Source organism: Rugamonas sp. GW822-FHT03B10 (assembly GCF_058801745.1).
This window is the reverse complement of the sequence record NZ_JBXANP010000008.1, coordinates 131149-143830: the sequence shown is the minus strand read 5'-3', so window position 1 is coordinate 143830 and position 12682 is coordinate 131149. Positions and strand designations below refer to the sequence as shown.

Below are 12682 nucleotides of genomic sequence, written 5' to 3'. Positions count from 1 at the left end.
TGATGGGGGGCGTTATGGCGCGGCGCGGCGGCGCAGCGTGACGAAGGCGTATTCGAGGCCGGCGGCCGAGACATGCGCCTCGCGCGCCGTCTCGACCCACGCATCGGCGGCGATGGCGGGGAAAAAGGCGTCGCAGGAGAAGGTTTGGTTGATGCAGGTCAGATCAAGCTGATCGGCCAGTGCCAGCGCCTGTCCGTAAATCTCGGCGCCGCCTATGATGTAAGCCGGCACGTCTTGCACCAAGGCAATGGCCGCGTCCAGCGAGGCGGCCGTCTCCACGCCGTCGTGGCGCCAGTCGCCGTTGCGGGTGATGACGATGTTGCGCCGGCCCGGCAGCGGGCGGCCGATGGATTCGAACGTCTTGCGTCCCATCAGGATGGGATGGCCGGTCGTGAGGCGCTTGAAATGGGCCAGGTCTTCCGGCAGGCGCCAGGGCAGGGTGTTGGCGATGCCGATGCCGCGCTGGGCGTCCATGGCGACGATGATGTTCAGTTGGCTCATGTGGTGGTGCGAAATAGGTCCATTATCGGTGAATTCGGCCTGCGCCGGGGAACGTCACGGTCGCTTGCGATGTGATACTTAAATCAATCATTCCAGAGTGAAAATGTGTGAGTTTCAACGATGATTTTTTGCGTATTGTACGAGGAAATTGTTAGCGACACGTGGATGGGGATTTAACAAAACCGGGAAACGGCGTGGCAATCAGAAACAATACTGAGGGGGTGCGGAAATGTTGACGAATTTAAAAATCAGAACGCTGGTGATCGGCGCGCTGGCCGTGCTGCTGGCGCTCATGCTGGCCAACGGCCTGATGGGCATCTACGGCGCCGGCCATTCCGTGGGCCTGGTCCAGCAGGTGACCCTGCGCGACCAGCAGAATAGCACTGAATTGAACGCGATGCGGCTCGACATGGAGCAGAGCCGCAGCCAGATCCTGCAAGCGTTGCAGCACAATCCGGAGCTGGGCTGGGCCAAGCTGCACGACCACCCGTTGACCGTGCACTTCGACCTGATCGCCACCTTCACGGCCCGCACGGCCAAGCGCTGGGACGGTTACCTGGCCGGCATCAACTCGCCGGAGGAGAAGCGCCTCGCCGGGCAGTGGTATGCCGACAGCGCGGGCCTGGGCCTGGAGGCCATCAAGGCGGCCGGCGCGGCCATTAAGGGCGGCCAGTGGGACGAGGCCGAATCCATCCTCATCAAGCAGATCAACCCGTCCTACCGCAAGGGCGACGAGGCGCTCAAGGCCCTGACCGATCTGGCCGCGTCCAAGGCCAGGGCCAACGAGGCGGCCGTCGGCGCCAGCCTCGCGGCCACCACCGGGACCATGGTGGCGGTGCTGGCCATTGGGCTGGTGGTGGGGGCGGTCGTGGGCGCTGCGCTGCTGCGCGCCATTTCCGCGCCGCTGGAGCAGGCCATGACGATCGCCACGCGCGTGGCCGGCGGCGACCTCACGGGCCGCATCGAAGCGCGCAGCGACAACGAAATCGGCGCGCTGCTGACGGCGCTGGACCGGATGAAGGGCAACCTGGCCGGCATCGTGCGCGAAGTGCGCGGCAGCACGGACACCATCGCCAGCGCATCGGACCAGATCGCGGCCGGCAATATGGACCTGTCGGACCGCACCGGCGAGCAAGCCGGTTCGCTCGACCGCACCGCGCACGCGATGGCGCAACTGACGGGCACCGTGCGCCAGAACGCCGACAACGCGCGCCAGGCCAACCAGCTGGCGCAGTCGGCCTCGGAGGTGGCCGTCAAGGGCGGCACGGTGGTGGGCGAGGTGGTGCAGACCATGGGGTCGATCAACGAGTCGTCCCGCAAGATCGTCGACATCATCGGCGTGATCGATGGCATTGCCTTCCAAACCAATATCCTGGCCCTGAACGCGGCCGTGGAAGCGGCGCGCGCCGGGGAGCAGGGGCGCGGCTTCGCCGTGGTGGCGTCCGAGGTGCGCAACCTGGCGCAGCGCAGCGCCGGCGCGGCCAAGGAAATCAAGGAGTTGATCGGCGACTCCGTGGAGAAGGTGGGCACCGGCGCGCGGCTGGTGGACGAGGCCGGGGCCACGATGCAGGAAGTGGTGACCAGCATCCAGCGCGTGGCCGACATCATGGGCGAGATCACGCAGGCCAGCCAGGAGCAGACGGCGGGCCTGGACCAGATCAACGCCGACATCGGCCAGATGGACGCCATCACCCAGCGGAACGTGGCGCTGGTGTAGCAGGCGTCGGCGGCCGCCACCTCGTTGCAGGAGCAGGCCGCGTCGCTGGCCCAGGTGGTGAGCGTGTTCAGGCTCGATGGCATGGCCCCTGGCCGCGCCGCCGCGCCGCAACCGTCGCCGGCGGCCCGCCCCGCGCCGCTTAAGCCGTTCAAGCCGGCCGCCCCGCGCGTGGCCGGGGACAGGCCGGCGGCCGCGCCTGTGCGGCCGAAGGCGGTGGCGAACAGCGCCAGGGGAAATGACGACTGGGAAGCGTTCTGACCCGGCCGGACAGCATGATCTGGCGTAAAGCCGGCGCGCGCGGCCCGTCATACGATGGGCATTTCCGTGGACGCGCCGGCCATGTTGTTCAATTCCCACCCATTCCTGCTGCTGTACCTGCCGGTCGTGCTGGCCGGCTTCTTTCTGCTGGGGCGCCGTTCCCCGGTGGCCGCCGCATGGTGGCTGGCCGCCGCCTCGCTGTTCTTTTATGGCTACTGGAATCCGCGCTTCCTGCCCTTGCTGCTGATCTCCGTCGTATTGAATTACCGGCTAGGCGCCCGGCTGCGGCGCAGGCCGGGCCGGCACTGGCTGGCGGCGGGCGTGGCGGCCAATCTGCTCGCCCTCGGCTGGTTCAAATATGCGGGATTGCTCGCCGCCACCGCGCACCTGCCGGCGCCGGACATCGTGCTGCCGATCGGGATCTCGTTCTTCACCTTCACCCAGATCGCCTACCTCGTCGATACCTGCGAGGGCAAGGCCAGCGAGAGCCGCTTTGCCCACTACCTGCTATTCGTGACCTACTTTCCGCACCTGGTGGCCGGCCCCGTGCTGCACCACAAGGAGATGATGCCGCAGTTCGCGGACCGGGCCACCTACCGCCCGCATGCGCTCGACTTCGCCGTGGGCGCGACCATCTTCTTCGCCGGACTGGCGAAGAAGGTGCTGATCGCCGATAACATCGCGCCGTACGCGAATGCGGTGTTCAACCAGGGCGGCAGCCCGTCGCTGCTGCTCGCGTGGGGCGGTGTGCTGGCCTACGCCTTCCAGCTCTACTTCGATTTTTCCGGCTACTCGGACATGGCGATCGGGCTATCCCGCCTGTTCGGCGTGCGCCTGCCGCTCAACTTCGCGTCGCCATACCAGGCGGCCGACATCAGCGAATTCTGGCGCCGTTGGCACATGACGCTGTCGCGCTTCCTGCGCGATTACCTGTACGTCCGGATCGGCGGCAACCGCCATGGCAAGGCGCGGCGCTACGTCAACCTCATGGTCACCATGCTGCTCGGCGGACTGTGGCACGGCGCCGGCTGGAATTTCGTCATCTGGGGCGGCTTGCATGGCGTGTATCTGGGCGTGCACCACGCCTGGGCCGCGCTGCGCCCGCCGCTGGGACGGCGTGCCGCGACGGCGCTCACTTTCATCGCCGTGTGCTACGCGTGGGTGTTCTTCCGCGCCGCCGACCTGCACACGGCCCTGGCCTACGTGGGCGGGATGAGCGGCGCCAACGGCATGGCCTTGCCGGACGCCTTCGCCAGCCGGCTTGGCGGCCTGCTGCCGCTGGCGCAGCGCATGGGCGTGACGTTCTACGGTGGCGGCGGCAGCCAGTTCATCGACACCTGGAGCGCCGTTGGCGCGGCGGCGGCCATCGTGTTTCTGTGCCCGAACACGCAGCAGATCATGGCCCGCTTCGCGCCCGCGCTGGACTGTGGCCGGCACCGCGCGCCATGGCTGGCGTGGGCGCCCACGCGCGCGTGGGGCGTGGCGATCGGGGTGATCGCCTTGCTCGATCTGCTGTCGCTCAACCGTCCCAGCGACTTCCTCTATTTCCAGTTCTGATGGACGCCCACGCCCGCACCTTCCTGCGCACCGTCCTGTCGGTGCTGGCCATGGGCAGCGCCGCCTGCGCGGCCTTCGTGTACGTGGTCGATCCCTACGGCGTGTATGGCGCCGTCAACCGCGCCGGGCTGAACGCGGTCAAGCCGTCGCTCACGCGCTATCAGGAGGAGATCAAGGCCAGCATCGCGCTGCGTTCCGGCGCCGCCAATTACATCTTCGGCAATTCGCGCGCCGAGATCGGATTCGACCCCGACACCTGGGGCGACGCCTATAACCTGGCCATCGCCGGTTCCGTGATGGACACCGTGATCAGCCAGATCGCCACTCTGCGCGCGCATGGCGTGAAGCCGGCCGGCGCCATCGTCGGCATGGAGTTCCTCAATTACGCCGATGCGCCCCGTCCCGCGCGCGCGGTGGCGCCCGAGGTTCCCGCCGACCGCGCGTTCTGGCGCTTCGACACGCTGTACTCGTTCGCATCGCTCAAGGACAGCCTGCGCACGCTGCGCATCCAGCATGACGACTACGCCGAATCCATGAGCCCGCGCGGCTTCAACCCGCTGCGCGAATACCTGGCCTACGCCCGGGTCGATGGCTATCACCTGATCTTCCAGCGGCGCGCCGAGGAGAACGCGGCCACCTACCTGCGCAAGGCGCGCACGGGGTTCAACGCGGAGCGGGCCCGGCGCGATACGCGCCGCATACTCGACATGCTGGCCGACGCGGGCGCCGACATCAAGTTGGTCATCTATCCCTACCACGCCCAGGTGCTGCTGCTGTTCGAGGAAACCGGGCTGTGGCCGTGGTTCGAGGCGTGGAAGGCGATCGTGGCGGAGGAGGTGCGGGCCGCGCGCGCGCGTCATCCCGGCGCGCACATCCTGCTGGCCGATTTCAGTGGATTCGGCGCGCGCCAGTGCGAGGCGATACCGGCCAGCGGCTCGTCCGCCGCAACGCAGTGGTATTGGGAGGGCGGCCACTTCAAAAAGGCGCTCGGCGATGCGATGCTGCATGCGCTGGCCACCGGCGAAGGCTATGATGGCTTGGGCATGGTGCTCGACACGGCCACGCTGGCGGCGAACCGCGCGCGCATCGCCCGCGAGCGCGCCGCCTGTCTGGCGGCGCGGCCGGGCCTGCGGGAGGAAGTGCGCGCCATCGTCGCGCGCCTGCGCCGCGACGCCGCTTCGGCGTAGCAACACCGGCAAAGCAAGCCTGGCACGCGGACTCTTGCATTTTTCCCGTCTTTTCGTAGGAAGTCTCCTACGCGGCCTGCCGAAACACCTGCGTTGCAAGCCACATCCGGCCCATCCTCATAGGGCGGAGGCCGCAAAACCGCTGCGCGCCGCCTGTGGAATTTATTTCTGAAAACATTTCCTGCATGAATTGAAAGAGTGTCGCACGATTAATGCTGTCATTTTTGCCATGATAAGATCAAAAGGCAGTATGTGATCAATCAACGGGGCCTTTGCGCCCCGCTCTACATGGAGGAATTATGACCAAACTTAAATCGGCGCTCACCGCCATCGCGCTGGCCGGCGCTGCCTTGGTGGGTGGCACCGCCGCAGCCGCCGATGTCAGCCAGCCAGCCCAGATGCTCACGCTGGGCGCGGGTGCCAACTTCTTCGGGCACGTGTTCGATATGGGCAATGACGGCAACACCTTCAGCGACCGCTACAACTTCACCACCAGCGGCGCTGGCAACCTGGTGGCGCAAGTGTCGGCCATCAGCCCAGCGCAGACGGACGGCATCAAGATCACGGGCTTCTCCCTGTTCAACTCCGGCGGCCTGTCCTTGGGCGGCAACCAGGTGCTCGATGGCAAGGTTGATCTGTGGACGCTGGTGAGCAGCCATCTGGTGCCCGACAACTACTACCTGCTGGTCACGGGCCAGATCCTGTCCAACGCACCGACCAGCTACAGCGGCACCGTGATCACGTCGGCAGTGCCCGAGCCTGCCACCTATGGCATGCTGGTCGCCGGCGCCATCCTGATCGCCTACCGCAGCCGTCGCCGCAACGACGCGGCGTAATCAACATCGTCTGACCGGACGGAGGCCGCGGGCCGCAGCCTCCGTTTTTGCGTCAGTCCCACCGCAGGCGATACAATCTGGGCTTGCCGCGCCTTGCCGGCCAGCCCAGACCTTGTCACCGCCCCTGCCACCCATGACGTTAGACCAATTACGGATTTTCATCGCCGTCGCCGAGCGCGAACACTTGACGCAAGCGGCCAGCGCGCTGGCGCTCACGCCGTCGGCCGTCAGCGCCGCCATCCGCGCGCTGGAGGACCGCTACGGCACGCCCTTGTTCAACCGGGTTGGCCGGCGCATCGAACTGAGCGAGGCGGGCCGCATCTTCCTGGCCGAGGCGCAGGCCACCTTGGCCATGGCCCGCAACGCCGAGCTGACCTTGGCCGAACTGGGCGGGCTGAAACGGGGCGCGCTGCGCATCCACGCCAGCCAGACCATCGCCAGCTACTGGCTGCCAGCGCTGCTGGTGCGGTTCCGCCAGCACTATCCGCAGATCGAACTCACGCTCACCATCGGTAACACGCAAAGCGTGGCGCGCGCCGTGGTGGAAGGCGGGGCCGACCTCGGTTTTGTCGAAGGCGAGATCGACGAGGCGGAGTTGTCGGTGCAGGTGGTGGCCGAGGACCGCATCGCCGTGCTGGTGGCGCCCGGCCATCGGTGGGACGGGCAAGTCGCCGTGACGGGCGAGGAATTGTTGACGGAGCGCTGGGTGCTGCGCGAGCACGGTTCGGGCACGCGCTCCGCGTTCGAGGGCATGCTGGGTGCGCTCGGCATGGATGGCGAGCGGCTCGACGTGGCGTTGACGCTGCCGTCCAACGAGGCCGTGTGCGCGGCCGCCATGTACGGCGGCTTCGCCACCGTCGTTTCCGAACGGGTGGCGGCCGCCTATCTGCAGGCGGGCTTGCTGCGCAAGGTCGATTTCGCGCTGCCGGCCCGCGCGTTCCGCCTGCTGCGGCATCAGGCGCGCTACCGGAACAAGGCGTCGCTGGCGCTGGAGGCGTTGATCGCCTGAGTTGCCGCGATCGCAGCCAAGGCCGCGGTCGCCGGCGCCACGTCAGGCGATGTGCAGCAACTGGATCAGGGTGGCGCTGAACACGCCGAGCACGACCAGCGACAGCACGACCACGCTGGTGACGCGGCCACCGGCCCGCAGCACGGCGCGCGCATCCACGCCCAGGCCCAGCGCGGCCATCGACATGACGGTCAGATAGCCGGCCCCTTCGTGGGCGACATCCAGCACGGGTGCCGACAGGACGGCGGCCGAGCGCAATCCCATCATCACCAGGAAGCCGACGATAAACCACGGCACCATTTGCGACAGCGGCGGACGCCGTCCCTTGTCGTCGCGACCCAGCAGCGACAGGGTCAGCACCACGGGGCCCAGCATCAGCACCCGCACCAGTTTGACCAGCGTGCCGATATGGACGCTGGTCTGGGACACGGTGGCGGTGGCCGCCAGCACCTGCGGCACGGCGTACACGGTCATGCCGGCGAACACGCCGTACTGCACTTCCGACAGGTGCAGCAGCGGCACCAGCAGGGGCAGGGCCAGCACCACCACCACGCCCAGCACGGCCGTGAAGGCGATCGATGCCGCCACGTCCTTGCCATCGGCGTTGATGACGGGGGCCACGGCGGCGATGGCCGAATTACCGCAGATGGAATTGCCGCAGGCGATTAGCAGCGCCATCTTGCCCGGCAGGCCGCTGGCGCGGCCGATGCCGTAGCTGCCGGTGATGGTGACGGCCACCACCACGGCGATCCCGATCAGCATCGACGCCCCGTGTTCCAGGATGGCGCCCGCGCTGACGGAGGCGCCCAGCAGCACCACGGCCACTTCGAGCAGGGTCTTGGCGCTGAATTTGACGCCGGCCTGGTAGCGTGGCCCGAGGCCGCGCGCCGTGCAGATGATGGTGCCGAGCACGATGGCCAGCACCAGGCTTTCCAGCCACGCCCGGCCAAACAGCCGTACTTCGAGCAGTTCCAGCCCGTGGGCGGCGACCGTGACGGCGCCGCACAGGAGCAGGCCGGGCAGGAGAGCTTGCGTGTTTGTTATTACCTTTTTCATCACCGCTGTCCTCCGTTATTACATTATTTGTGTAACGGATTATCAGGGGTGGGTATTGTTGTGTCTATTGATAAGTTATGGACGTATCATTCGATTTAGACGAACGATCGATGCATAAGCTTATACGAAAACAGCGGGGTAATTAGTTGATGCCGTGAAACTCGCGTAGTGTCGTGGCCAGCGCGCGCGGCGCTTCCAGCGGAATCATGTGGCCGCAGTCGCGCAACATGATCAGGTGGCTGGTCGGGCAGCGCGCGTGCATGGCGCGCAGATCGGCCGGATCGACCTTGTGGTCGTCCTCGGAGCCGACCAGCAGCACTGGGCAGCGCAGTTCGGACAGCCGGTCCAGCAGATCGGCGCGTTCGGTCGACGCGGCGAACTGCGCGAGCAGCAGCGCCTTGCCCAGCTCCAGCGCCATCCGCTGGATCACGCCGACGATGGCCTGATTGCCCATGTTGGCTGGATGGACGAATTCACGCAGCTGGGCGGCCGACATGCCGGCATAGGCGTGGTTGCTCAGTACTTTGATGGTGCGCTGGCGGCGCGCGATCTCGTCCGCCTCCAGCCCCTTGGCCGAGGCGGCGATCAACACCAGCGAGTTGACGCGCTCGGGATGGGCCAGCGCGTGTTCGAGCGCCAGATAGCCGCCCAACGAGAACGCCACCAGATTGGCGCGCGGCGCGCTGTGGGCGGCGATGGCGTGGCGCATGGCGTCGCGGTCGTGCGCATCCTGCAGCGGCACGAACCGGCAGTCGACATCGTCGCCCAGCAGCGGCGTCAGGCCCGACCACATGCGCGCGTCGCACATGGTGCCGGGGATGAAGTCCAGCCGGAGCACGGTGTTTCAGACCGCCATGGGCGCTGTGATGGGCGCGTGGTGCTGGTAGCCTTCCAGCGAGAAGTCGGACGGCTCGATCAGCTCCAGCCATTCGGGCTGGTACTTGCCCGTCTCGGCGTAGGCCGGCACGCGGTCCGAGATCACCAGCCGGGGCGCGGGGAAGGGCGCGCGCGTGAGCTGCTCCCTGACCATGTCCAGATGGTTTTCGTAGATGTGCGCGTCGCCCACGAAGTAGGTGAACCAGCGCGGCGTGTAGCCGGTCAGGCGTCCCACCAGGTGCAGCAGGGCCGCGCCCTCGGCCAGATTGAACGGCGTGCCCAGGCCGATGTCGTTGCTGCGCACGTACAGGCACAGCGAGACTTCACGCGTGGCGGCGTTGGGGATGAACTGGTACAGCAGGTGGCAGGCCGGCAGCGCAACGGCGTCCAGGTCGGCCGGGTTCCAGCCGTGGAACAGGATGCGGCGGCTGCCCGGATTGTTGACGATGGTGTCCAGGCATTCGCGCAACTGGTCGATGGCCTTGTACAGCAGGACCTTGTCCACGCCTTCGTCCTGCAGCGGCGCGATCAGGCGGAAACCGTTGCGCTGCGCGTCCTCGATCTGCGCCGTCTGGTCGGCGGCGATCAGCTTGTAGCCGGGCCAGCCGCGCCACTGCACGCCGTAAACGGGGCCGAGGTCATCCTCGCCCATGCGGTAGGGGTTGTCCAGCCACTGCTGGTTCTCGTTGGCGTTCTGGTCCCACACTTTGCAGCCCAGCGCGCGGAAGTCGGCGGCGCTGCGCGAGGCGCGCAGGAAGGCGCACAACTCGCCCACCACGGACTTGAAGGCCAGCTTCTTGGTCGTCACGGCCGGGAACCCGTCGTTGAGCAGATCGAAGCGCATCATGGCGCCCGGCACGCTGAGCGTGCGGATGCCGGTGCGGTTGTCCTGCCAGCTGCCGGTGTCGAGTACCGTCTTGATCAAGTCCTGGTATTGCTGCATGCATTTCTCCAACGTGAAGCGGGGGGCGCGCGGCCCGAAAAAGGCGGTTATTGTAGCAGGCCCGCCGCCGGTATTAATTCCGAAGCGGGATCAGCGCGACGGGCCACGGCCGCCCGCTTTGGCCTTGCGCTGGCCGCCCGCCGCGCCGCCGGCCGCTGCCTTGGCGGCGCTGCGCGCCAGCGATTTGGCGCCACGTCCACCGGCCACGATGACGGCGCCGCGCGGCGCGCTGGCGCCAACAGGACTCGTCTTGGGACCGGCGGGCTTGCGCGACGCGGCCGGTGCGGCCGCACGCTGCCCGCCGCCGGCTGCCAGCGCAGCCTTGCCGCCCGCAGGCCCGGTGAAAGGCCGTTTCTTCTTGCCGGGAGCGGGGGCAGGTTTTGACGCCACGCCGGCCGCGCCGGTGGCCGGCACCCGGTGGTCGGCCTCGAAGCCCGGTTCCTCCTCGCGCGCGATCACCTGGCCGGTCAGCTTTTCGATGGCGGCCAGCAGGTCCACCTCGTCGGCGCAGACCAGCGACACGGCCTCGCCCGTGGCGCCGGCCCGGCCGGTGCGGCCGATGCGGTGCACATAATCCTCCGCCACTGTCGGCAGGTCGAAGTTGACCACCTGCGGCAGCGCCTCGATATCGAGGCCGCGCGCGGCCACGTCGGTCGCCACCAGCACCTGCACCTGCGCCGTCTTGAAGCGGTCCAGCGCCCGCAGGCGGGCCGGCTGCGGCTTGTCGCCGTGGATGGCGTCAGCCGCGATGCCTTCCTGCAGCAGCAACTGCACCAGCTGTTCGACACCCTTGCGTGTCTTGACGAACACCAGCACCTGGCCCCAGCGCAGCTTCTTCATCAGATGCAGGAACAGTTCCGGCTTGCGTTTTTTGTCGGTCGGGATCAGCCACTGCTTGACGGTCCTGGTGGCCGTGTTGCGCGGACTGACCTGGATCTCCACCGGATCGTTCAGCAGGCCCTTGACCATGGCGCGGATCGCATCCGAGAACGTGGCCGAGAACAGCAAAGTCTGGCGCGGTTTGGGCATGGCCATCAACAGCAGGTCCAGGTCGTGCGAGAAGCCCAGGTCCAGCATGCGGTCGGCCTCGTCCAGCACCAGCGTTTGCAGCGACTCGAACCGGATCGCCTCCTGGCGCAGCAGGTCCAGCAGGCGGCCCGGCGTGGCCACCAGCACGTCCAGCCCCTTGCGCAGCTTGTTCACCTGCGGCTCGATCGGCACGCCGCCATACGCCACGAAATAACGCAGCGGCAGGTTGCGGCCGTAGGTGCGGAAGCTGTCGTACACCTGTTCGGCCAGTTCGCGCGTGGGCACCAGCACCAGGCAGCGCACGGACTGTGGCGCCACCATGCCGTCCATGGTCAGGCGATGCAGGATGGGCAGCGCGAAGCCGGCCGTCTTGCCGGTGCCGGTCTGGGCGGCGGCCATCAGGTCGCGGCCGGCCAACACGGCCGGAATCGCCTGCTTCTGGACCGGCGTGGGTTGATGGTAGGCCAGCGCTTCCAGCGTGCGCAGTAATGGGTCGATCAGGCCGAGGGATGCGAATGTCATGGTGTACTGAAAAATGAGTTATAGGTTCCGACTCCAGGGTCTGGCCCTGGTTTGCGGCGACGCAGAGCGGGAGACCGCCGAAGTCGCCGCCGGATCAGTTGAGCAAGGCGGCGGCCCACAGGGCCAGGATCTCGCGCACGCGCTCGTCGGACAATGCCAGCAGGTTGTCGCCCACGTACAGTTCGACCACGCTGTGCTCCGGCAGCGCGCCGTGGCTGGCGCGGTTGAACAGCCAGACGCCGTGCCGTGCCGCGATGTCGTTGCGGATGTCCACGGCGCGTTCCCGGCTCACCGGAAGGTGCAGATGCAGCATGTTCGCATGCGGACGGGCCGGATTGACCATCATGTGCGGGTGCGCGCGCAAGGCCTCGTACAGCCATAGCGTGCGACGGAAATAATCCGGCATGGCGGCCAGTCGTTCGTCGAACTGCATGGCCGCCGCCACCACGTACGGCGAGCGGTGCACGATATTGCCGCCCTGGCGGCGATACCACTCGGCCGCCTTGGCGACGAAGGCATGGCTGCCGGCCAGCAGGGCGCCACCGAGGCCGCCTATGCCTTTGTACAGCGAAACGTAGACGCTGTCGAAACCGGCCGCGATGTCGGCCACGGACCGGCCGTAGGCGGCGGCCGTTTCCCACAGCCGCGCGCCATCCATATGCAGGTGGATGCCCTGGTCGGCGCAGTGGCGCTTGATGGCGTCCAGTTCCTCCCAGTTCGGGCATTGGCCGCCGATCTCGCGGGCCGGCAGTTCCACCGCGGCCGCGCCCAGGCGGTCCGGGATCGCTTGCAGTTCCTCCAGCGTCCACGGGCGATGCTGGTCGCCGATCTGGAGCACGTGGAAGTGGTCGAACAGTTGATGGTTGCCCCGCTCATGGCGCAGGATATGGGCCGTGGGATGCAGCGCCACCAGCCGGCTGCCGCGTTCCGCGCAGGCCAGCCGCAGCGCCGTGGCCTGGGCCATGGTGCCGGTGATGCAGAACACGGCGGCCTCCTTGCCCAGCAGCGCCGCCACTTTCGCTTCGAACTGCTGCAGCAGCGCGCCGTCGCCATAGGTGTCGTGCGCCACGCCGTTCGCTTCGCACCATGCCGCCATGGCGGCGAAGGTCTCGGCCGGCGTGGGCTGCCGGTGGCCCGGCAGGACGGTGTGGCATTGCTGGCGCAGCTCCGCGTCGGTCACGTCCGGCCCCC

At 67.5% G+C, this 12682-nt stretch carries 12 protein-coding genes; 6 read left to right on the top strand and 6 right to left on the bottom strand.

The annotated features are described in order from the left end of the window. Positions 1-12: 12 nt before the first annotated feature. A complete protein-coding gene (locus tag AC1RQG_RS15250; protein ID WP_493132792.1) occupies positions 13-501 on the bottom strand; it encodes a dihydrofolate reductase in 489 nt (162 codons plus the stop codon). A gap of 229 nt (positions 502-730) precedes the next feature. On the opposite strand from AC1RQG_RS15250, the gene AC1RQG_RS15245 reads away from it, so the two are divergent. The 6 genes from AC1RQG_RS15245 (at position 731) to AC1RQG_RS15220 (ending at position 7065) form a co-directional block, all read left to right on the top strand. Continuing rightward, the gene (locus tag AC1RQG_RS15245; protein WP_493132790.1) at positions 731-2218 is read left to right on the top strand and encodes a methyl-accepting chemotaxis protein; all 1488 of its coding nucleotides are present in this window, start codon (positions 731-733) and stop codon (positions 2216-2218) included. Between the two features lie 24 nt (positions 2219-2242). Then, the gene (locus AC1RQG_RS15240; protein ID WP_493132788.1) at positions 2243-2476 is read left to right on the top strand and encodes a hypothetical protein; all 234 of its coding nucleotides are present in this window, start codon (positions 2243-2245) and stop codon (positions 2474-2476) included. 81 nt (positions 2477-2557) lie between these two features. Next, positions 2558-4033, top strand: coding sequence for an MBOAT family O-acyltransferase (locus AC1RQG_RS15235; RefSeq protein WP_493132785.1), 1476 nt, complete (start codon positions 2558-2560; stop codon positions 4031-4033). Beyond that, a complete protein-coding gene (locus AC1RQG_RS15230) occupies positions 4033-5220 on the top strand; it encodes a hypothetical protein (protein WP_493132783.1) in 1188 nt (395 codons plus the stop codon). The genes AC1RQG_RS15235 and AC1RQG_RS15230 overlap by 1 nt, the downstream gene beginning before the upstream one ends. A gap of 299 nt (positions 5221-5519) precedes the next feature. Next, the gene (locus AC1RQG_RS15225) at positions 5520-6056 is read left to right on the top strand and encodes an FxDxF family PEP-CTERM protein (RefSeq protein WP_493132781.1); all 537 of its coding nucleotides are present in this window, start codon (positions 5520-5522) and stop codon (positions 6054-6056) included. 133 nt (positions 6057-6189) lie between these two features. Continuing rightward, entirely contained in the window at positions 6190-7065 is an 876-nt protein-coding gene (locus AC1RQG_RS15220; RefSeq protein ID WP_493132778.1) for a LysR family transcriptional regulator, read from the top strand. A gap of 42 nt (positions 7066-7107) precedes the next feature. Here AC1RQG_RS15220 and AC1RQG_RS15215 read toward each other — a convergent pair whose 3' ends face one another. From AC1RQG_RS15215 to AC1RQG_RS15195, 5 genes are all read right to left on the bottom strand, one after another. Next, positions 7108-8121, bottom strand: a complete 1014-nt coding sequence (locus AC1RQG_RS15215; protein ID WP_493132776.1) for a YeiH family protein — start codon at positions 8119-8121, stop codon at positions 7108-7110. Between the two features lie 142 nt (positions 8122-8263). Further along, the gene (locus tag AC1RQG_RS15210) at positions 8264-8959 is read right to left on the bottom strand and encodes an alpha/beta fold hydrolase (RefSeq protein WP_493132773.1); all 696 of its coding nucleotides are present in this window, start codon (positions 8957-8959) and stop codon (positions 8264-8266) included. Between the two features lie 6 nt (positions 8960-8965). Continuing rightward, positions 8966-9940, bottom strand: coding sequence for a thymidylate synthase (locus AC1RQG_RS15205; RefSeq protein ID WP_493132771.1), 975 nt, complete (start codon positions 9938-9940; stop codon positions 8966-8968). 90 nt (positions 9941-10030) lie between these two features. After that, complete coding sequence (locus tag AC1RQG_RS15200) at positions 10031-11491, bottom strand: DEAD/DEAH box helicase (RefSeq protein ID WP_493132769.1); 1461 nt, start codon at positions 11489-11491, stop codon at positions 10031-10033. Positions 11492-11585: 94 nt separating this feature from the next. Further along, on the bottom strand, positions 11586-12671 hold the full coding sequence (locus AC1RQG_RS15195; protein ID WP_493132767.1) for a threonine aldolase family protein: 1086 nt from the start codon (positions 12669-12671) through the stop codon (positions 11586-11588). Between the last annotated feature and the right edge of the window lie 11 nt (positions 12672-12682).